The organism is Citrobacter sp. S-77 (assembly GCF_963864895.1).
In the GTDB taxonomy this organism is placed as follows: Bacteria; Pseudomonadota; Gammaproteobacteria; order Enterobacterales; family Enterobacteriaceae; genus Citrobacter; species Citrobacter murliniae.
The window spans coordinates 2,480,814-2,500,350 of record NZ_CAWLWU010000002.1 but is presented as its reverse complement, the minus strand read 5'-3'; the positions used below and the strand labels follow the sequence as shown (position 1 = coordinate 2,500,350).

Here is a 19,537-nt window from a genome sequence, read left to right as displayed (position 1 = left end):
TTTTTATTGAAGGGTTATTATTTTTTGTCATCTCTATACAGCTCAAATTTAAATGATATAGTGGTTATAGTTAATAAGTTTTTTATTATTAAATCGTATTAGCAGCGCGACACTGCCTGCTCTCAAACGATGATCTGATGGCGCTAATCTGGATGGTTTAACATGAAATTACAGCAGCTTCGCTACATTGTTGAGGTGGTTAACCACAACCTTAATGTTTCCTCAACGGCCGAAGGACTCTATACCTCTCAGCCTGGTATTAGTAAGCAAGTTCGTATGCTGGAAGATGAGCTTGGCATCCAGATTTTTGCCCGTAGCGGCAAGCACCTGACGCAGGTGACTCCGGCAGGGCAGGAAGTCATCCGTATTGCTCGAGAAGTTCTGTCTAAAGTGGATGCCATTAAGTCCGTTGCCGGTGAACATACCTGGCCGGATAAAGGTTCCCTGTACATTGCCACGACGCACACCCAGGCGCGTTACGCCTTGCCAAACGTGATTAAAGGCTTTATTGAGCGGTATCCACGTGTGTCTTTGCATATGCATCAGGGGTCGCCGACGCAAATTGCTGAAGCCGTTTCGAAAGGTAATGCGGATTTTGCCATTGCGACGGAAGCGCTGCACCTGTACGACGATCTGGTTATGTTACCGTGTTACCACTGGAATCGTTCGATCGTCGTCACGCCGGATCACCCACTGGCGGGTAAATCATCGGTTTCTATTGAAGAACTGGCGCAATACCCGCTGGTAACCTACACCTTTGGTTTTACCGGTCGTTCGGAGCTTGATACGGCGTTTAACAGAGCAGGTCTGGAGCCACGCATTGTTTTTACCGCGACCGATGCCGATGTGATCAAAACTTATGTAAGACTGGGGCTGGGTGTGGGTGTTATCGCCAGCATGGCGGTCGATCCTGTGTCCGATCCTGACCTGGTACGTGTCGATGCGCATGATGTATTCAGCCATAGCACGACTAAAATCGGTTTTCGTCGCAGCACGTTCTTACGCAGTTATATGTATGATTTTATTCAGCGTTTTGCGCCACATTTGACCCGCGATGTGGTCGATACAGCGGTTGCATTGCGTTCTAACGATGATATTGAAGCCATGTTTAAAGATATTAAATTGCCAGAGAAATAATAACGGATGTTACCTCAACGGTATCGCTAAGCGCATAGCGATACCGCTGGGAAATCTGAATGTATTTATGATTTTCCATAGGATATATAAACCGTATATTATTTATGGGGAATACCCGCTAAAGTAGTGTCAAATTAGCAAGCTCGCCAAAAACCCTTTCAAATATTTATATCCGATCAAACAATTGATTTATTTACCTTACCGGATTCGAAAATTAACTGGCTTTTTTTCACCTTTTTCTTTAGGATTTCTCTCATCTGGTGATTAATTGTACCAATTGTTTGGTGCCTAAATGATAAGTGATTTCGATAGTATGAGGTTAGCGATGCCTTCTGGAAACCAGCCACAACGCCGGGATCCCGCGCTGAAACGTAAAGCATGGTCCACGGTCTTTCTTGGCTCCGCAGTGTTCTGGATTGTGGTAGCGCTCGTGATTTGGCAAGTTTGGGGATAACCATGTCCGCGCAGGAACAACAATCCTCCTCTGTGCCATCTCATCAGGATAATGAGCAAGAGAAGGAGACCAACACTGAATATGTGATGGATATTCCCGATTCGTGGCAGCTCTCACCACAACAGCGGGCATTTATTGATTTGTTCGATGAAGAAGAACAGAAGAAATAATCAATGTGTAGTTCATAATAATTATTATTAACCTGCCTTTTTGAATTTGGGACGAATACGACGTCGCAGATCCCGTAGATAAAAAACAACGTGTAAGCGATTGCATAACGTACTCTGCTGCATATTCGCAACGTCCATATCTCCTTTACAGTTCATTTCTTTTTGCATAGTTCCCGGTCATTTTGCTGATCTCCTCTTTTATCAATTCGAGTTGTTATCAAAGCGTTACATTTTGTTTGTGTTATCTTTAATACTAACCCTGAGGAAAATCAGGGGATCCAACCCAGTCATTTAAGGAGGAGCTATGTCGTCGACCCTACGAGAAGCCAGTAAGGACACATTGCAGGTTAAAGATAAAACCTACCGCTACTACAGTTTACCTTTGGCTGCCAAATCATTGGGTGATCTCACCCGTTTACCGAAATCACTTAAAGTCTTGCTGGAAAACCTGCTTCGCTGGCAGGACGGTGACTCAGTTACTGAAGAAGATATTCATGCTCTGGCGCGATGGCTGAACAATGCTCATGCCGATCGCGAAATTGCTTATCGACCTGCTCGTGTGCTGATGCAGGACTTTACTGGCGTGCCGGCAGTGGTTGATCTGGCGGCCATGCGCGAGGCGGTTAAGCGCCTGGGTGGTGATACGGCAAAAGTGAATCCGCTTTCACCTGTTGATCTCGTTATTGACCACTCGGTGACCGTCGATCGTTTTGGTGACGATGATGCTTTCGAAGAGAACGTCCGGCTGGAAATGGAGCGCAACCACGAGCGCTATGTGTTTCTGAAATGGGGACAGCAGGCATTCAGCCGCTTCCGTGTTGTGCCGCCGGGGACGGGGATCTGTCACCAGGTCAATCTTGAATACCTGGGAAAAGCGGTCTGGAGTGAACTGCAAAATGGCGAGTGGGTGGCTTACCCGGACACGCTGGTCGGTACAGATTCCCATACCACGATGATCAATGGCCTTGGCGTACTGGGCTGGGGCGTTGGTGGAATTGAAGCCGAAGCCGCCATGCTGGGACAGCCCGTTTCGATGCTGATCCCGGACGTTGTCGGCTTCAAACTTGTTGGGAAATTACGTGAAGGGATCACTGCTACCGATCTGGTTCTGACCGTTACCCAGATGTTGCGTAAACACGGCGTGGTCGGAAAATTTGTGGAATTCTATGGCGACGGCCTGGATACCCTACCGTTGGCTGATCGGGCGACCATTGCGAATATGGCCCCAGAATATGGTGCAACCTGTGGTTTCTTCCCGATAGATGGCGTGACCCTCGAGTACATGCGGCTGAGCGGTCGTAGCGAAGAACAGGTTGAACTGGTTGGTGCCTATGCCAAAGCGCAGGGGATGTGGCGCAACCCTGGTGATGAGCCGGTATTTACCAGCTCTCTGGAACTGGACATGGGCGATGTGGAAGCAAGCCTGGCGGGACCAAAGCGTCCGCAGGATCGCGTTGCATTAGGGGATGTCCCGAAAGCTTTTGCGGCAAGCAATGAACTTGAGGTGAATAGTTCGCAGAAAGACCGTCAACCTGTGGATTATGTGCTGAACGGGCATCAATATCAGTTGCCGGACGGTGCTGTGGTTATTGCGGCAATCACCTCCTGTACCAATACCTCGAACCCGAGTGTATTGATGGCGGCAGGGCTACTGGCGAAAAAAGCGGTCACACTCGGTCTGAAACGCCAGCCGTGGGTGAAAGCCTCGCTGGCACCAGGCTCAAAGGTGGTTTCTGATTATCTGGCGCAGGCAAGACTCACACCGTACCTTGATGAGCTGGGATTCAATCTGGTTGGCTATGGCTGTACCACCTGTATTGGCAACTCAGGTCCGTTACCTGACCCAATCGAAACCGCGATTAAAAAAGGTGATCTGACGGTGGGGGCCGTACTTTCCGGCAACCGTAACTTTGAAGGTCGAATTCATCCGCTGGTAAAAACGAACTGGCTGGCGTCGCCGCCGCTGGTGGTTGCCTATGCGCTGGCGGGAAATATGAACATTGATCTGACGAAAGAGCCGCTCGGACATGACAGAAATGGTGACCCGGTTTATCTGAAAGATATCTGGCCATCTGCACGGGAAATTGCCCGTGCTGTTGAACAGGTCTCTACTGAGATGTTCCATAAAGAGTATGCGGAAGTGTTCGAAGGAACACCTGAATGGAAAACCATCAATGTTGACCGTGCAGACACCTACGGCTGGCAGTCCGACTCGACCTATATTCGCTTATCGCCATTCTTTGATGGCATGCAGGCTAAACCGGATCCGGTACAGGATATTCATGGGGCACGAATCCTGGCGATGCTTGGGGATTCCGTGACGACTGACCATATTTCACCCGCAGGCAGCATTAAACCGGACAGTCCGGCAGGGCGTTATCTTCAGAACCACGGCGTTGAGCGCAAAGATTTTAACTCTTACGGTTCACGACGTGGAAATCACGAAGTGATGATGCGCGGTACGTTCGCCAATATTCGTATTCGTAACGAAATGGTGCCGGGCATTGAAGGGGGAATGACTCGTCATTTGCCGGGGACAGAAGTTGTGGCTATTTACGATGCCGCAATGCGTTATCAACAAGAGAAGGTTCCGTTGGCCGTGATTGCCGGCAAAGAATATGGCTCGGGCTCCAGTCGAGACTGGGCAGCGAAAGGACCACGTCTGCTGGGCATTCGGGTAGTTATCGCGGAGTCCTTTGAGCGAATTCACCGCTCTAATCTGATAGGTATGGGGATCCTGCCTCTGGAGTTCCCACAAGGCGTCACGCGAAAAACACTCGGATTAACCGGTGATGAAGTGATTGATATTACGGAATTGCAAGATATAAAACCGGGTGCAATTATTCCGGTGAATATGGTGCGGGCAGATGGCAGTAAAGAAGTGATTTTGTGTCGTTGTCGTATTGATACCGCCACGGAATTAACCTACTACCAGAACGACGGTATTTTGCACTATGTCATTCGTAATATGCTGAACTAAAATGCGAAAAAGCCTGCAAATTAACTGCAGGCTTTTTTATATGCCGAATTATTCGACAATTATGTGAAATCACTCGCTCAACAAGTGACCCATTTTGGCGGCTTTGGTGTCCAGATAATGTTCATTTTTGGGGTTGCGGCCAACAATCAGTGGTACACGCTCAACAATATTGATACCGGCTTCCGTCAGGATTTCAACTTTCTTCGGATTATTGGTCAACAAACGCACTTCGTCGACACCCAACAGCTTAAACATATCGGCACACAGAGTGAAATCTCGCTCATCTGCCGCGAATCCCAGCTGATGGTTGGCTTCAACAGTGTCATAGCCTTGATCCTGGAGCGCATAGGCGCGGATCTTATTTAGCAGACCGATATTGCGACCTTCCTGGCGGTGATAGAGCAGAATACCGCGTCCTTCTTCAGCAATATGTGTGAGCGCGGCTTCAAGCTGGAAACCACAATCGCAACGCAGGCTGAACAGTGCGTCGCCGGTCAGACATTCGGAATGGACGCGAGCCAGGACAGGCGTCTGGCCTGAGATATCGCCAAAAACCAGTGCGACATGATCGTGTCCGGTTGCCAGTTCTTCAAATCCCACCATCAGGAAATCACCCCATGGGGTTGGCAGTTTGGCTTCTGCCACACGTTTAAGCTGCATGTATTTCTCCAGATTATGCTGGCACCCTGAGTGCCGTCGCCTGTTGGCTTCTGTATTGCGCTATTTTGCCATAAGGCGATGGTGTTCACCTAATTGCGACAACGCATTCGTTTTTGGAATGGCACAAAATTGTCAATTTTCCCGATACATACTTTTTTCAGTTATGATTGTGAGACTTATCGACGAAAGGAGATGCAATGCTGTCTATTGCAAAGCGGACCGCCTCAGGAGCCGCACTGTTGCTGATCATGCCTGTTTCAGTATGGATATCGGGTTGGGAATGGCAACCAGGCCACAATGTCTGGTGGTTAAAATCCTTATATTGGATAACAGAAACGGTGACTCAGCCCTGGGGGATCATTACGCATGTCGTTCTCTGTGCCTGGTTTTTGTGGTGTCTGAGATTTCGTCTGAAAGCTGCACTTATGCTGTTTACTATCCTGGCAGGGGCAATATTACTGGGCCAGGGTGTGAAATCCTGGGTTAAAGACCGGGTACAGGAACCCCGACCATTTGTTATTTGGCTGGAAAAAACACACCATGTTCCTGTTGATGAGTTCTACACTTTAAAACGTAAAGAACGTGGGCACTTAGTAAAAGAACAACTGTCAGGACAGCAGGATATTCCAACGTTTTTGCGTAAGCACTGGCAAAAAGAAACGGGATTTGCCTTTCCCTCCGGGCATACGATGTTTGCTGCAAGCTGGGCTTTACTGGCGGTAGGATTGTTGTGGCCGCGTAGACGTACTCTGACAATTGTTTTCTTGCTCATCTGGGCGACTGGAGTAATGGGCAGCCGCTTGCTTCTGGGAATGCACTGGCCACGTGATTTAGTCGTCGCAACGTTGATATCCTGGCTGCTGGTGACACTGGCAACCTGGCTTGCACAGCGGGTATGCGGGCCATTAACACCGCCTGCGCAAGAGAAGCAGGAAATAGCAGAGCGCGAGCAAGAAAGCTGACGACGATTGATTTTTCGAAATTTGCCCTCAAATCATAACGTGTAAGGCGCTTTTCCGTTTCGCACTCGTCGTGAAAATGGTAATTTAAAAGGCTTAACGCGGTAAGTTGTTCACGATTTATTCGCTCAAACCACATAACGGGAAGTAATGTGAAATATTTACTCATTTTCTTACTGGTGTTGGCGATTTTTGTTATTTCGGTGACATTAGGTGCGCAAAACGATCAACAGGTAACGTTTAACTATCTGCTGGCTCAGGGTGAGTATCGTATATCTACGCTGCTTGCTGTATTGTTTGCTGCAGGTTTTGCTATTGGTTGGTTAATTTGCGGCCTTTTCTGGCTGAAGGTTCGTGTGTCTCTTGCGCGTGCCGAACGTAAAATCAAACGACTGGAAAACCAGCTTGCGCCTGCGACCGACGTTGCGGTATCTGCCGACTCGTCGGTTGTGAAGGAATAAATATTTATGCTGGAGTTGTTGTTTCTGCTTTTGCCTGTAGCCGCTGCCTATGGGTGGTATATGGGTCGCAGAAGTGCGCAACAAACAAAGCAGGATGAAGCTAACCGTCTGTCGCGTGACTACGTCGCCGGGGTTAACTTCCTCCTCAGCAATCAACAAGATAAAGCGGTGGATTTGTTCCTCGATATGCTGAAAGAGGATACAGGCACCGTTGAGGCTCATCTCACCCTCGGAAACCTGTTCCGCTCTCGCGGTGAAGTCGATCGTGCAATCCGCATCCATCAAACTCTTATGGAAAGTGCATCGCTGACCTATGAGCAGCGTTTACTGGCGGTTCAGCAATTAGGACGCGACTACATGGCCGCGGGTTTATATGACCGCGCGGAGGACATGTTTAATCAGCTGACCGATGAAACGGATTTCCGCGTGGGCGCATTGCAGCAATTATTGCAAATTTACCAGGCAACCAGCGAATGGCAGAAAGCCATTGATGTGGCGGAACGTCTGGTCAAACTCGGCAAAGATAATCAGCGTATAGATATCGCGCATTTTTACTGTGAACTGGCCTTACAGCAAATGGGTAGCGACGATATGGATCGCGCCATGACGTTGCTGAAAAAAGGGGCTGCGGCCGATAAAAACAGTGCCCGCGTTTCCATCATGATGGGGCGCGTGTATATGATGAATGGGGAATATGCAAAGGCAGTCGAAAGCCTGCAACGCGTAATTTCTCAGGATAAAGAGCTGGTCAGCGAAACGCTGGAAATGCTGCAAAGTTGCTATCAGCAGCTCGGTAAGAATGATGAGTGGGCGGAGTTTTTGCGTCGTGCAGTTGAGGAAAATACCGGTGCTGCCGCTGAGCTGATGCTGGCTGATATCCTTGAAGCTCGCGAAGGTAGTGATACCGCTCAGATCTACATTACCCGCCAGTTACAACGTCATCCCACAATGCGCGTTTTCCATAAGCTGATGGACTATCACCTTAATGAAGCGGAAGAAGGGCGCGCCAAAGAAAGTCTGATGGTTCTGCGTGATATGGTCGGTGAGCAGATCCGCAGTAAGCCACGCTATCGTTGCCATAAATGTGGATTTACAGCTTATACGCTGTACTGGCATTGCCCGTCCTGCCGTTCGTGGTCAACCATTAAGCCAATTCGCGGCCTTGATGGACAGTAATTTAAAAAAATGCCTTGTTTAGTTACAACATACTAATGAGTGGTTATCATTCACAGTGTCAAACACCTGTGCCACATCGCCTCGCAGAAATGTAAACGCGCCTGTTAATTTTCTATTACCGCAGGTAGAATGCACGCCGTTTACCCATTTTGTGCCGCAAGCGGCGCCATCTTCAAGAAGGTCTGGTCATGACGTTTACTGCTTCATCTTCTTCCCGTGCTGTTACTGATTCTCCTGTCGTTGTCGCTCTGGATTACAATAACCGCGATAAAGCGTTAGCTTTTGTCGACAGAATTGATCCTCGTGATTGCCGTTTGAAAGTGGGCAAAGAGATGTTCACGCTTTTTGGACCGCAGTTGGTTCGGGACTTACAACAGCGTGGATTCGACGTCTTTCTTGATTTGAAATTTCATGATATTCCCAATACTACGGCGCATGCCGTTGCAGCGGCGGCAGATCTTGGTGTGTGGATGGTAAACGTTCATGCTTCAGGCGGGGCACGCATGATGACTGCAGCACGTGAAGCATTGGTACCTTTCGGCAAAGACGCTCCGCTACTGATTGCAGTGACGGTTCTGACCAGTATGGAAGCCAGCGATCTGGCAGACCTTGGTGTGACATTGTCACCGGCTGAGCATGCCGAAAGACTGGCACGTTTAACCCAGAATTGTGGGCTGGATGGTGTTGTATGCTCGGCGCAGGAGGCGGTACGATTCAAGCAAGCGTTTGGTCAACCGTTTAAACTGGTCACCCCGGGGATTCGCCCTGCAGGTAGTGAGGCAGGTGATCAACGCCGCATTATGACGCCAGAGCAGGCGCTTTCCGCCGGTGTAGATTACATGGTGATTGGTCGTCCGGTCACACAGTCGAATGATCCGGCGCAGACCTTGAAGATGATCAATGCCTCCCTGAAACGAGGTGCATAAATGAACGACTCTAATTCTCGCCTGGTTTACTCAACTGAATCCGGACGTATTGATGAACCCAAAGTGGTGCCTGACCGCCCGAAGGGTGATGGCATTGTCCGTATTCAGCGTCAAACTAGCGGTCGGAAAGGTAAGGGTGTTTGCCTGATTACCGGGATTGATCAGGATGATGCTGAATTGGTTAAATTAGCCGCTGAGCTGAAGAAAAAATGTGGCTGTGGTGGTGCAGTGAAAGATGGCGTAATAGAAATTCAGGGTGATAAACGCGACCTGATAAAATCGTTGCTGGAAGCCAAGGGAATGAAAGTTAAATTGGCGGGCGGTTAATCAAAAAAAGCCACGGAATTCGACCGTGGCTTTTTTATAAATAACGAACTAATGGTACAGAGCTGAGAAAAGTAAACGTCTTATTATATCGAGCCAGTCAACAGTAGATTATTTACCCACCTGATGGCCAATAATACCACCTACCGCAGCACCACCCAGCGTCCCCAGCGTGCTGCCATCCGTCAGGACTGCACCACCGATAGCACCTGCACCAGCACCGATCGCGGTGTTACGGTCACGTTTGGACCAGTTGGAGCAAGCGCTCAGAGACATTGCCAGAGTAATCGCCAGAACAGCAGCGGTCATTTTTTTGCTCGTTACAAACATAATACTTTCTCCTGAATTATTGATTCACGGGATCCAGTTCTCTTTAATGATACGCCATATCAGGACGATTAAAGATATTTCCGTGAACTATGTTGCGCAGGGATGACAACTAAATCACGCAGGTGATAGTCACTTCCTGTTATACCGCTAATAGTAATTTTACGACTTTATCCTGTTAACGACAGGTAAAAAGTCTTAATTGGACCGTCAGATAAGTCTCAGAGAGAAGATGATTTGCCTGCTGACAAATCATCTGGTGAAGTATTATGCTTGGGTATCAATGATGTTTACCGTTAATCCCGAGTGTTCTAGCTGCATTTGCACGCTGGCACTGAGTTTTGCATCCGTCACTACGCGACTGAACCGATCTAACGGACCCAGTGTGTAAGGGTGAATTGCCTCAAATTTTGAGCTGTCGGTAAGCACGATCACCTCTGCACCTTTTTCCAGCACAGCATTGACTACGTCAGAGCGCATCATGTCGCGGCCGGTAAAGCCGGTATCAGCCTGCCAGCCATCAATACCGATAAATGCCTTACTAAAGTGAACCTGCTGAATAAACTGGCGAGTTAGCGGTCCGACCATGCTTTCACTTTTTTTCTGATAGATCCCACCGAGAAGAATGACTTCGCAGGGAGTTTCTTTGAGCAGATGAGCGATATAGCTGCTGACCGTAATGATGGTGACGTCTTTTTGTTCCGCCAGTGTTCTGGCCAGAAGCGCATTACTGCTGCCATTCTCAATAAAGACTGATTCGCCAGGATTGACCAGTGATGCGGCAAATTCGGCCAGTTCACGTTTCAGCGTGAAATTGGTCATCATGCGCGTTTCTACATCATCACTGTTCAATGAGACAGCGAAGCCGTGCGCACGGCGTAAATAACTCTGTTTTTCCAGTGTGTTCAGATCCTGTCGAATCGTCACTTCTGAAACGCCGGTGACTTTAGCAAGCTCAGCTACACTCATCTGGCCTTTATCGGTCACCATCTGCAAAATAGATTGTTGTCGGGAATTCATAGTATTAATTTTTTATAGCGATATCGTATCGGAAATTAAACGGAGACTGCGTTATCTGAAATCTGATGATAGCAATCACATACAGAGAACGATGCCATCAGATCTCCCACGGGGCCCTGGCTTTTTTTGACAAAGATTCTGTATCTTCTTTGACCGTATTTAACAGTTCAGCCTTAAGAATCTCGAGGTTGTGGATGGCTGAGTGGTAATCGCCAGCAACGAGGATATCCAGCACGGTATCAATACGTTCGGCCAGACGCTGTGCGTCGATATCAGACATGTTCGTCATCCTAATGTCAAAATAGTTAGAATTTCATGATGCAGAAATTCATGACAAAAGAGAAGGGAAAAATAGTATTATCCCGAACGATCGGAGAATAATATATATTCTGTAATTACATACAGATATGATCCATCCAGGAATGTCCATTTTTCCATATTCAATATGTTTACTCCTTCCGCTTTAACGCAACTTTTTATTCAGATAACGCTTATACCAGCGTTCAAATGCGGCGGCCGGCATTGGCTTGGCGAACAAAAAGCCCTGACGCTCGTTGACACCGTTCTTGGTCAGAAAGGCGTCCTCTTTCGCGCTTTCAACACCTTCGGCTATGACTTGTAGATTCAGCGCTTGCGCCACCGCGACAATGGCTCGTACCAACGACTGTGAAATAGATTGTTTGTGAATATCTCTAACAAAGGCCTGATCCAGTTTGATCGCATCAAGTGGGAAGCGGGCAAGTTGCGACAGTGATGAGTATCCTGTCCCAAAATCATCCAAATGAATCTGCGCCCCAAGCTGGCTAAACTGCTGAATAACCGACAGTGCAAGTTGTTCATTTTCAATCAAACTGCTTTCTGTTAGCTCGACGTCGATTGGACAATATTCAAAATTCAGTTCATGAAGCACCTGCTTCAAATCGGTAAAAAGGGTCTGGTCGGCAAGCTGACGAGCCGATACGTTTACCGCTACACGCAGATTTATTCCCTTATCACGCCATTTAGCCACCTGGCGCACGACGTCCAGAATAACCCAGCGTCCCAGCGGAACAATCAGCCCCGACTCTTCGGCATAAGAGATAAACTCCAATGGTGGGATTAGCCCGCGCTCGGGCGATTGCCAACGCACCAGAGCCTCCACGCTACGCACTTCGCCACGCCATGTTATTTTCGGCTGGTAATGAATAAGCAATTGATCATTTTCCAGGGCTTTACGCAGATTGGTATCCAGCCAAAGGTATTCGAATACCCGTTGATTCATTTCAGGGGAGAATACGCAAAATTGTCCGCGGCCACCTTCTTTGGCCGTATACATTGCCGTATCTGCATTGCGAATTACACTTTCGCTATCATTTCCATGCTGAGGGGCGAGGGAAATACCAATAGAACATCCGGTATACACTTCAATAAGGCCGATACGGAAAGGCAGACGCAGGCGTGTCAAAATACGCGATGCCGTGGCCTCCAGTGCGCTCTGGGACGTTTTAGTGGCAAGGACAATAAACTCATCGCCGCCAAAACGAGCCAATAATTGATCTTCCTCGAGACAACTGAGGATTGCCAGCGACACGCTCTGTAACAGCTGATCGCCAAACATGTGCCCGTAGGCATCGTTAACCTTTTTGAAATTATCCAGATCGAGGTAAACAATACCTACCTGGGTGTCTCCCGCGTTGTCGATCGCCTCGCTAATCAATTCATGAATTGCGTTACGGTTGGGTAATCCGGTAATGGAATCGGTATTCGCCAGCACGCGCAGACGCTCCTGAGCGCGTCGTTCTTCAGTGATGTCGGTACCTGAACAGATCAGGAAAATTTCGTTCTTACCGCTGCCGTTATGCACAAACTTATTGCGAAACAGAAACAGGCGCTGACCCTTACAGGTCTTCACCCACCGTTCGACTTCATACGAATTGCCTTCGCGAAAAAAAACGTCGATGTTACGTCTTGAAGCGGCTGCTTCACGGCGGCTCATAAAGAGTGTGAAGACGCTTTGCCCGATCACTTCGCGCTCTCTTAGCCCGGTGTACTCTTCGCACAATCGATTAAATCGCTGAATATTGCCCTGACGATCAAGGATAACGATAACTGAATTAGCCTCAGAGACGACCTGTTCAGCAAAAGAGAGTCCTTGTGCCAGATCGCGCGCAACAGAAGGGGTGTCATCCCACGCGGATGCGCTACCGGCCCATTCGCGTTTATTAATTTTCCGTCCGACCAGGTGAACGGGAATATCATCGTCATCAATGGGAAGAGTCATTAACAGGCTGGACGTAATGACTGTCATCTCCCGAATACGATCGGCTTGTTCCGGTGAAAGCTCGATGGTTTGGTCGGTATCAGTCGCTTCGGCGATAGAAAAATGCAGGATGTTGCAATCCTCTGACAAACGCCAGTAGGGGGTGTGAGTGCCTATATAGCTATACAACGTAACCCTCTCCCGAACGTCTTTCATGATGTGTACTATCCCGTTTAAAGCGCATACAGCCACAAAAATAAGGGTAGCCATGATTCATACAGGTTGATTATGGCTGAACGTATTGTTTTATTTATATATTTATGTGTAATCCAGATTCAGGAAAAAGCAAAGTCAGTGTGCTGAAAATAGAAAAAATAATTCTGACTGGATGAAAGAAGTGTAGTGCGTGGCAGCTAATTGCGCGGAAAAAAAGAAAACGGCCTTTTCGTTACAGAAAAAGGCCGTTGAATCGATGTGTGTTACACGGCAGGACGAGCGATAACGCTGCGGGTTTCCATCCGAACTTCAGCAATAGTTACGTCAATCACGTCAGTGACTTTGTAAACCACTTCACCTTTAATTTGCACCGTGCCGCTTTCCTGGCTACATACCAGTTCATCGCGGACAGCGTGCAGGAATGGTGCCGGAATAAATGCAACAGCGCCATTATCGACTAAACGAACGCGCATACCGCCACGGCTGACGTCAATGATTTCAGCTGCAAAACGGATATCGGAATCGACTTTGTCCTTCAGGAAACGCGCGTACAGCCAGTCACCTACATCACGTTCGGCCATACGGTTCAGGCGACGACGGTCTGCCATTTGCAGGGTGATATCATCCTGCGGACGAGCGATGGTTTCACCTTTGATAACAGCCTTCAGCAGGCGGTGGTTGATCATATCGCCATACTTACGGATAGGGGAAGTCCATGTGGCATATGCTTCCAGACCTAACCCAAAGTGCGGTCCTGGCTCGGTGCTAATCTCTGCATAAGACTGGAACCGGCGAATACGGCTGTCGAGGAAACCAGAAGGCTGGGCATCCAGCTCACGACGCAGTTTGCAGAAGCCTTCCAGGGTTAATACTTCTTCGGCATCGACGTGCATACCATGGGTTTTCAACAGTGCGGCCAGCGCTTCAGCATTCGCCGGATCGAATCCCATGTGTACGTTATAAATACCAAAGCCCAGTTTGTCGCGAAGCACACGTGCCGCACAAATATTTGCCGCAATCATGGACTCTTCCACAATACGGTTTGCGATGCGGCGCGGCTCAGCCACGATGTCCAGGACTTCACCTTTTTCACCCAGAACAAAACGATAATCCGGGCGATCTTTAAATACCAGAGCATGGTTATGACGCCATTCACCACGACTCAGGCAAATGCGCTGTAGCAGACGGATCTGACCGGCAATCGCGTCGTTTTCAGGCTGCCAGTCCCCGGTGCCTTCCAGCCAGTCGGAAACGTTGTCATACGCCAGCTTGGCTTTGGATTCGATAGTGGCTGCAAAGAAGGTGATGTTGTCCTCGATCGTACCGTCAGCAGCAATAATCATGCGACAAGCCAGAACCGGACGAACTTCGTTAGCGCGCAGGGAACACAGGTCGTCGGACAGTTCGCGCGGTAACATCGGAATATTGAATCCCGGCAGATAGTTGGTGAACGCACGAATTTTCGCCGCGTTATCCAGTTTGCTGCCTTCAGCAATCCAGGCAGTAGGATCGGCAATTGCAACGGTTAATTGCAGTTTACCGTCAGCCAGCTCTTCGGCATACAACGCATCATCCATATCTTCAGTGCTGGCACTGTCGATGGTGACGAAATGGAGAGCAGTTAAATCCTGACGTTCCAAACCTTCATCCAGCATTTCGGTGGCCACGCCATCCGGTGCTTCTTTTTCGAGGTTATGGCGCGCCAGTGTGACCCACCATGGGACGAAGTGATCGTCAGCAAAGGTGATAAACTGAGTTAATTCAGCATAGAAGGTGCGGTCGCCTTTCAGCGGATGACGGCGCATTTCAGCTACTGCCCAGTCACCCTCTTTAAATTCGTGTTCCACACCGCGAGCAGCGCGGCAGGGAATAGCATCTTTCAGTAACGGATGATCCGGTACAATGGACAAACGGTCATTCTTGCCCTGAACTTTACCCACGAAGCGAGTCAGGAACGGTTCGACCAGTTCTTCCGGCTCGGCAGACTCGCGATCTTTTTCCGTATGGATAACCGCGACAATGCGGTCACCATGCATCACTTTTTTCATCTGCGGCGGTGGAATAAAATAGCTTTTTTGTGCATCGACTTCCAGGAAGCCAAAGCCTTTTTCCGTGGCTTTTACCACCCCTTCAGCACGTGGCGTTTGGGAATGTAGTTGCTGTTTAAGCTGCGCTAGCAGCGGGTTGTCCTGAAGCATAATTGTCTATTTTCGTGGCCAAAAGAGCGGCTGACAGTTTTACGCGAATCTGCCTGGCGCAGCAAGCGCTCTTTCAGTAAATGGATCGGTTAATGAGTCTCGCCCAGTGCGATTTTCAAGCGATTCAACCATCCGCACAATCCGCTCCAGGCCAGTAGGTTAATAGCCTGTTCTGAAGATATACCCTGATCGAGTAACGGGGTTAGCAGTGCGGCGCTAAAACGATCGGGCGCCCGGGTCAGCCATTGTACCGCCTGTAGGGTTACGCGCTCAACTGGATGTCGCTGCTCCCAGCGCTGTAATTCGCGCTCCTCATCGCGAAGTAAAGCGATGACGTCGGCCATTTCATGCACCGAATGTGCGTATTCATTAAAGCAGGCAACGCTGCCATTAATACGTGCAGTCAGCAGAGTGGTCAGTGAAAACGATCTTGATTGCACATCAGTGCGCAGTGAGCTGATAACCAGTGATTTGAGTACCGCCAGTATTTCGGGTGAATGAGCCAGTAACGGCGTCAATGCGCGCAGTTCGGGGGACGAGTGATCCGGGGGCTGCTGACGAGCGGGACAATATTCGACCGGGAAGGATGCGGCATGCCATTTTGCATTGGCATCATTAAATGCTGACGCTAGCGCGTATTGTTGTACATCAAGTCCCGGTATCCGGCGAGCTGGGTGACCAAAGTATGCCTGAAAAATAGCTACTGCACGGGCCTGAAACCCCACAAATCCAATTATTTGATTGATCAGAATAATATCGCCGGTTGTCAGACCAACCTCATCCAGATGCTGACGAGCACGCGCGTTAATAACGGAGGGTGAACTGGCGAGTTGGCGAGCATATTGGGTGATTTGCGCTAGCCGGTGATTGCTCTCCCGCGAGGAGTCCGGGCCTGGAAGCGGTGTTAAACGCGCCGCATAGTGATTACACAATCGCTGGACGCCGTAAACCTGGGCGACAGTTAAAGCGGTGCTCATACGTTCATAGGCGCTGAATGTATGCAACTGGCTCTGAGTAACGTGAGCAGGGAAAAGATGACAGGCAAGTTTACGGGCAGGTTCTAACCAGGACTGAAAGGGTAAAAGCGCGACTTCGGGTATCGTCAAATCCAGTAAAAAACTGTCCTCGACGTGCGCGGCTTCAGGCACCAGTGGCAGGGCATCTTGCGGATACCTGCTGGACTGAGTTTCATGATACCAGTGGCTTTTGCCTTCAATTCGGCGTTGTTCCATGGGCGATCCTTGGTCTAAAAAGTGGCGACCCGGATACGTCGTCATACCCATACGCCGGATCGTTTGTGCTGCATTATCCTGGCGTAAGCGGATGAGGGGATGAAAGACTGTTAGGTGATAATAAATATCAGAAAAGTATATATGGCAGAATGTAGATGGGCGGAAGAATGGAAAATCATGGGCGACGCAACGCCGCCCATGGAGGTGGTCTGAAAGATTATTTCAATTCCAGTTCGTTCATTGCAGCGATGCTGAAGCCACCGTCAACGTGAACGACTTCACCGGAGATACCGCCAGACAAGTCGGAGCACAGGAATGCTGCGGAGTTGCCCACATCTTCAATGGTAACAGTGCGGCGAATCGGGGTAACCGCTTCACAATGTGCCAGCATTTTACGGAAATCTTTAATACCGGATGCCGCCAGAGTACGGATAGGACCTGCGGAGATTGCGTTAACACGCACACCTTCAGGACCCATCGCGTTAGCCATGTAACGCACGTTCGCTTCGAGGGAAGCCTTCGCCAGACCCATAACGTTGTAGTTCGGGATTGCGCGCTCTGCGCCCAGGTAGGACAGAGTCAGCAGAGCAGAGCCTGGGTTCAGCATAGTACGGCATGCTTTAGCCATCGCAACAAAGCTGTAGGCGCTGATGTCATGAGCGATTTTAAAGCCTTCGCGGGTGACAGCATTCACATAGTCGCCATCCAACTGATCAGCCGGTGCAAAACCGATGGAGTGCACGAAACCGTCGAATTTCGGCCAGGTTTTGGCCAGCTCAGCGAACATGGTGTCGATACTGGCGTCTTCAGCCACATCGCACTGCAGGACGATGCTGGAACCCAGTTGAGCTGCAAATTCTTCCACGCGGCCTTTCAGTTTGTCGTTCTGGTAGGTGAACGCTAGTTCAGCCCCTTCACGATGCATCGCCTGCGCGATACCCCATGCGATGGACAGTTTACTGGCAAGACCGGTCACCAGAATGCGCTTACCGGAAAGAAAACCCATAGCTTTAATCCTTATAGTCATTACTTATTTTTTAGCAATCAATGAGTTATGATTGCAATTTCAAGGTCACTCGAAATTGGTCTGAAATTATATCCCACTCTCTGCCCCTTGTGTCACGATCTTTCTCTGCGATTCACCACACGGTTACTGGCAGCAAAAAGTATTTCAGGGGGCTGTAGAGTTGTAGTCAGTTATGAGCGGCCTGTCGCTATACATTGCACGTGAGGAGTATATCACTCCCCCCTGGTTCTGCCTCATCCAACCAGCGAAAGGCAGGGCGGCAAGGTGACAGTACTAAGACCCTGAATAGCTAAAATGACATGATTTTATCGCTAGTCGATGTTTATAAACATATCAATGTAAGAAGATTCTTAAAACAAAAATAATGACCATATTCAGTTCGTTATGATATATTGTTTTTATCGATCAATATCTATGTATTGATCGATATTATTGATTGATTGTAATTAGAAGTGCATTATCAGGATGTTATGATCAATTGGAGTGGTCTTATGCACTATCATTTCATCGCGGAACCGATGAGAGACACAATGGATAAGTTGCTGGGTGTTGAGATGCTCACCCGGTTTACTTCAGACACGGTTCACCCGTTACATTCAGATTTCATCATTACAGCGTGGAGTGGTGAACAAAAACGTCATTTTCTGCTCGAACAAATAAAGTTAATCGCTCAAAAGCGAGACTGGTTTGAGAAAAATAACCTTTTCTGCACGCTTAATCTCATTGACGAAATGGCGCTTCTGGCGATTGGCGACCCTGTCATTACATCTGCATTACATGCAATGCCATTTATTGCTCTGCAACTCTCAGAACGATTCTTGTCGAATACAGCATGCCTGAATAATCTGTTAATTAACTCTCTTGGTGATGGTCCAAATGCATTGTGGCTGGGCGATCTGGGGTCTGGCTGCGTCGGGGCGAATCCGCTGGTTAGCGGCGGTTTTGATGTTGTGAAAATGGATCGTAACTTCTTTCTCGCCCAGGTAGAAAAGCCCATGTTTCCGGTTCTCATAAAAAATATCCGGGAATACTGTGATCATGTTGTGGTCGAGGGAATTGACGATGCCCGGTTTATCGACGAAGTCATCAACGCTGGAGTATGGGCGATACAGGGAACTGTATTCCCATCGATCACTTTTACCGATGTAGAAGCGCTAATGCCGGTAAGTGTCTACCATTAAAGGCAAAAAAGAGCCCTCCGGCAGAGGAGGGCATTTGTCCTGCTAACGGTCTTTTCGCCAGGCATCCGCAGTGAGTGCCTCGCCGAAATGCCCGGAAATCAGGCGACGAGTCAGCTCATGCAGGGGAGAGGCAAGAACATCCGCTGTACTACCGCGCTCAACAACTTCTCCCTGATGCATGACCAGTACCTGATCGCTGATGTGTTTCATCATTCCAATATGCTGAGTTACATAAATATATGAAATTCCTTGTTTTTCCTGTAGCTCCAGCATCAAATTAATCAGTTGTGAGCGCATCGACATATCGAGAGATGCCAGGGCTTCATCCGCGATGATTACCTTAGGGCGCAAAATAAGAGCGCGGGCGAGCCCCAGACGCTGTTTTTGCCCAGGGGCCAGCATATGCGGGTAGTAGCTGACGTGATCGGGTAGTAGACCGACCATCCGCATCGTTTCAATAATCTGTTTACGCCGCTGCTCTGGCTCCAGAGCGGTGTTGAGACGCAGCGGGAAATCGAGGATTTGCGAGATACGCTGGCGCGGGTTAAGTGATGTCGACGGATCCTGGAAAATCATGCGAATACGCTGGCTACGAAAGGAATAATCGCCGTACTTCAGCGGGTGATCGTCAATCAGCAGTTCGCCGCTGGTAGGCTCAACCATCCCCGCCAGCATTTTTGCCAGCGTGGATTTACCTGAGCCGTTTTCGCCAATGATGGCAAGAGTTTGTCGCTCACGCAGGGTAAAACTCAGGGGCTTGACGGCCTCGACGGTCTGGCGACGAAACAAGCCGGTCCGGTAGCGAAAGGTTTTGCTCAGATTACGTACTTCGAGCAGTGTTTCTACCATC

Annotated in this window: 19 protein-coding genes; 10 read left to right on the top strand and 9 right to left on the bottom strand. The window is 48.9% G+C overall.

Going from position 1 to position 19,537, the window contains the following annotated elements; all coding sequences use genetic code 11:
* Positions 1–162 precede the first annotated feature (162 nt).
* The 4 genes from cysB to acnA all read left to right on the top strand — a co-directional run bounded on the left by cysB (position 163) and on the right by acnA (position 4,741).
* Positions 163–1,137 (top strand): HTH-type transcriptional regulator CysB, encoded by a 975-nt coding sequence (gene cysB / locus AACS05_RS12485; RefSeq protein ID WP_045443507.1) that lies wholly within the window; start codon positions 163–165, stop codon positions 1,135–1,137.
* Positions 1,138–1,450: 313 nt separating this feature from the next.
* Complete coding sequence (locus AACS05_RS12480; RefSeq protein WP_223306996.1) at positions 1,451–1,591, top strand: YmiA family putative membrane protein; 141 nt, start codon at positions 1,451–1,453, stop codon at positions 1,589–1,591.
* Between the two features lie 2 nt (positions 1,592–1,593).
* A complete protein-coding gene (locus tag AACS05_RS12475) occupies positions 1,594–1,761 on the top strand; it encodes a hypothetical protein (RefSeq protein WP_190284562.1) in 168 nt (55 codons plus the stop codon).
* A gap of 304 nt (positions 1,762–2,065) precedes the next feature.
* Positions 2,066–4,741, top strand: coding sequence for an aconitate hydratase AcnA (gene acnA / locus AACS05_RS12470; protein WP_045443497.1), 2,676 nt, complete (start codon positions 2,066–2,068; stop codon positions 4,739–4,741).
* Positions 4,742–4,810: 69 nt separating this feature from the next.
* Here acnA and ribA read toward each other — a convergent pair whose 3' ends face one another.
* Positions 4,811–5,401 (bottom strand): GTP cyclohydrolase II, encoded by a 591-nt coding sequence (gene ribA / locus AACS05_RS12465; RefSeq protein WP_005126450.1) that lies wholly within the window; start codon positions 5,399–5,401, stop codon positions 4,811–4,813.
* 197 nt (positions 5,402–5,598) lie between these two features.
* Here ribA and pgpB point away from each other — a divergent pair, with 197 nt between their 5' ends.
* From pgpB to yciH, 5 genes are all read left to right on the top strand, one after another.
* Entirely contained in the window at positions 5,599–6,363 is a 765-nt protein-coding gene (gene pgpB / locus AACS05_RS12460; protein WP_045443494.1) for a phosphatidylglycerophosphatase B, read from the top strand.
* 149 nt (positions 6,364–6,512) lie between these two features.
* Positions 6,513–6,821, top strand: coding sequence for a LapA family protein (locus AACS05_RS12455; RefSeq protein ID WP_006684318.1), 309 nt, complete (start codon positions 6,513–6,515; stop codon positions 6,819–6,821).
* 6 nt (positions 6,822–6,827) lie between these two features.
* The gene (gene lapB / locus AACS05_RS12450; RefSeq protein WP_045443489.1) at positions 6,828–7,997 is read left to right on the top strand and encodes a lipopolysaccharide assembly protein LapB; all 1,170 of its coding nucleotides are present in this window, start codon (positions 6,828–6,830) and stop codon (positions 7,995–7,997) included.
* A 188-nt stretch (positions 7,998–8,185) separates the two neighbouring features.
* Positions 8,186–8,923 (top strand): orotidine-5'-phosphate decarboxylase, encoded by a 738-nt coding sequence (pyrF, locus tag AACS05_RS12445; RefSeq protein ID WP_045443475.1) that lies wholly within the window; start codon positions 8,186–8,188, stop codon positions 8,921–8,923.
* Positions 8,924–9,250 carry a stress response translation initiation inhibitor YciH gene (gene yciH / locus AACS05_RS12440; protein ID WP_045443472.1) on the top strand — a complete coding sequence of 109 codons (327 nt, stop codon included), beginning with the start codon at positions 8,924–8,926 and terminating at the stop codon, positions 9,248–9,250.
* Between the two features lie 108 nt (positions 9,251–9,358).
* On the opposite strand, the gene osmB is transcribed toward yciH, so the two are convergent.
* From osmB to fabI, 7 genes are all read right to left on the bottom strand, one after another.
* The gene (gene osmB, locus AACS05_RS12435) at positions 9,359–9,577 is read right to left on the bottom strand and encodes an osmotically-inducible lipoprotein OsmB (RefSeq protein ID WP_045443469.1); all 219 of its coding nucleotides are present in this window, start codon (positions 9,575–9,577) and stop codon (positions 9,359–9,361) included.
* A gap of 264 nt (positions 9,578–9,841) precedes the next feature.
* Positions 9,842–10,594 carry a DNA-binding transcriptional regulator YciT gene (gene yciT, locus AACS05_RS12430; protein ID WP_045443466.1) on the bottom strand — a complete coding sequence of 251 codons (753 nt, stop codon included), beginning with the start codon at positions 10,592–10,594 and terminating at the stop codon, positions 9,842–9,844.
* 97 nt (positions 10,595–10,691) lie between these two features.
* On the bottom strand, positions 10,692–10,874 hold the full coding sequence (locus AACS05_RS12425; protein ID WP_045443463.1) for a YciZ family protein: 183 nt from the start codon (positions 10,872–10,874) through the stop codon (positions 10,692–10,694).
* 183 nt (positions 10,875–11,057) lie between these two features.
* A complete protein-coding gene (pdeR, locus tag AACS05_RS12420) occupies positions 11,058–13,049 on the bottom strand; it encodes a cyclic di-GMP phosphodiesterase (protein WP_045443460.1) in 1,992 nt (663 codons plus the stop codon).
* A gap of 263 nt (positions 13,050–13,312) precedes the next feature.
* Positions 13,313–15,247: an exoribonuclease II gene (locus AACS05_RS12415; protein ID WP_045443457.1), complete on the bottom strand. Its 1,935-nt coding sequence runs from the start codon at positions 15,245–15,247 to the stop codon at positions 13,313–13,315.
* Between the two features lie 89 nt (positions 15,248–15,336).
* Positions 15,337–16,479, bottom strand: a complete 1,143-nt coding sequence (locus tag AACS05_RS12410) for a carboxymuconolactone decarboxylase family protein (protein WP_045443455.1) — start codon at positions 16,477–16,479, stop codon at positions 15,337–15,339.
* A 217-nt stretch (positions 16,480–16,696) separates the two neighbouring features.
* On the bottom strand, positions 16,697–17,485 hold the full coding sequence (fabI, locus tag AACS05_RS12405; protein ID WP_045443452.1) for an enoyl-ACP reductase FabI: 789 nt from the start codon (positions 17,483–17,485) through the stop codon (positions 16,697–16,699).
* 512 nt (positions 17,486–17,997) lie between these two features.
* Between fabI and AACS05_RS12400 the strand changes: the two genes are divergently transcribed.
* The gene (locus AACS05_RS12400; protein WP_045449640.1) at positions 17,998–18,687 is read left to right on the top strand and encodes an EAL domain-containing protein; all 690 of its coding nucleotides are present in this window, start codon (positions 17,998–18,000) and stop codon (positions 18,685–18,687) included.
* Between the two features lie 42 nt (positions 18,688–18,729).
* Here the strand turns inward: AACS05_RS12400 and sapF are convergent, their stop codons facing one another.
* Positions 18,730–19,536: a peptide ABC transporter ATP-binding protein SapF gene (sapF, locus tag AACS05_RS12395; RefSeq protein WP_045443449.1), complete on the bottom strand. Its 807-nt coding sequence runs from the start codon at positions 19,534–19,536 to the stop codon at positions 18,730–18,732.
* Position 19,537: the final 1 nt, after the last annotated feature.

Excerpts from the sequence above, each read along its gene's own strand:
- cysB (WP_045443507.1), top strand. The coding sequence starts at position 163 with ATGAAATTACAGCAGCTTCGCTACATTGTTGAGGTGGTTAACCACAAC.
- AACS05_RS12480 (WP_223306996.1), top strand. The coding sequence starts at position 1,451 with ATGAGGTTAGCGATGCCTTCTGGAAACCAGCCACAACGCCGGGATCCC.
- AACS05_RS12475 (WP_190284562.1), top strand. The coding sequence starts at position 1,594 with ATGTCCGCGCAGGAACAACAATCCTCCTCTGTGCCATCTCATCAGGAT.
- acnA (WP_045443497.1), top strand. The coding sequence starts at position 2,066 with ATGTCGTCGACCCTACGAGAAGCCAGTAAGGACACATTGCAGGTTAAA.
- ribA (WP_005126450.1), bottom strand. The coding sequence starts at position 5,401 with ATGCAGCTTAAACGTGTGGCAGAAGCCAAACTGCCAACCCCATGGGGT.
- pgpB (WP_045443494.1), top strand. The coding sequence starts at position 5,599 with ATGCTGTCTATTGCAAAGCGGACCGCCTCAGGAGCCGCACTGTTGCTG.
- lapB (WP_045443489.1), top strand. The coding sequence starts at position 6,828 with ATGCTGGAGTTGTTGTTTCTGCTTTTGCCTGTAGCCGCTGCCTATGGG.
- pyrF (WP_045443475.1), top strand. The coding sequence starts at position 8,186 with ATGACGTTTACTGCTTCATCTTCTTCCCGTGCTGTTACTGATTCTCCT.
- yciH (WP_045443472.1), top strand. The coding sequence starts at position 8,924 with ATGAACGACTCTAATTCTCGCCTGGTTTACTCAACTGAATCCGGACGT.
- osmB (WP_045443469.1), bottom strand. The coding sequence starts at position 9,577 with ATGTTTGTAACGAGCAAAAAAATGACCGCTGCTGTTCTGGCGATTACT.
- yciT (WP_045443466.1), bottom strand. The coding sequence starts at position 10,594 with ATGAATTCCCGACAACAATCTATTTTGCAGATGGTGACCGATAAAGGC.
- AACS05_RS12425 (WP_045443463.1), bottom strand. The coding sequence starts at position 10,874 with ATGTCTGATATCGACGCACAGCGTCTGGCCGAACGTATTGATACCGTG.
- pdeR (WP_045443460.1), bottom strand. The coding sequence starts at position 13,049 with ATGAAAGACGTTCGGGAGAGGGTTACGTTGTATAGCTATATAGGCACT.
- AACS05_RS12415 (WP_045443457.1), bottom strand. The coding sequence starts at position 15,247 with ATGCTTCAGGACAACCCGCTGCTAGCGCAGCTTAAACAGCAACTACAT.
- AACS05_RS12410 (WP_045443455.1), bottom strand. The coding sequence starts at position 16,479 with ATGGAACAACGCCGAATTGAAGGCAAAAGCCACTGGTATCATGAAACT.
- fabI (WP_045443452.1), bottom strand. The coding sequence starts at position 17,485 with ATGGGTTTTCTTTCCGGTAAGCGCATTCTGGTGACCGGTCTTGCCAGT.
- AACS05_RS12400 (WP_045449640.1), top strand. The coding sequence starts at position 17,998 with ATGCACTATCATTTCATCGCGGAACCGATGAGAGACACAATGGATAAG.
- sapF (WP_045443449.1), bottom strand. The coding sequence starts at position 19,536 with ATGGTAGAAACACTGCTCGAAGTACGTAATCTGAGCAAAACCTTTCGC.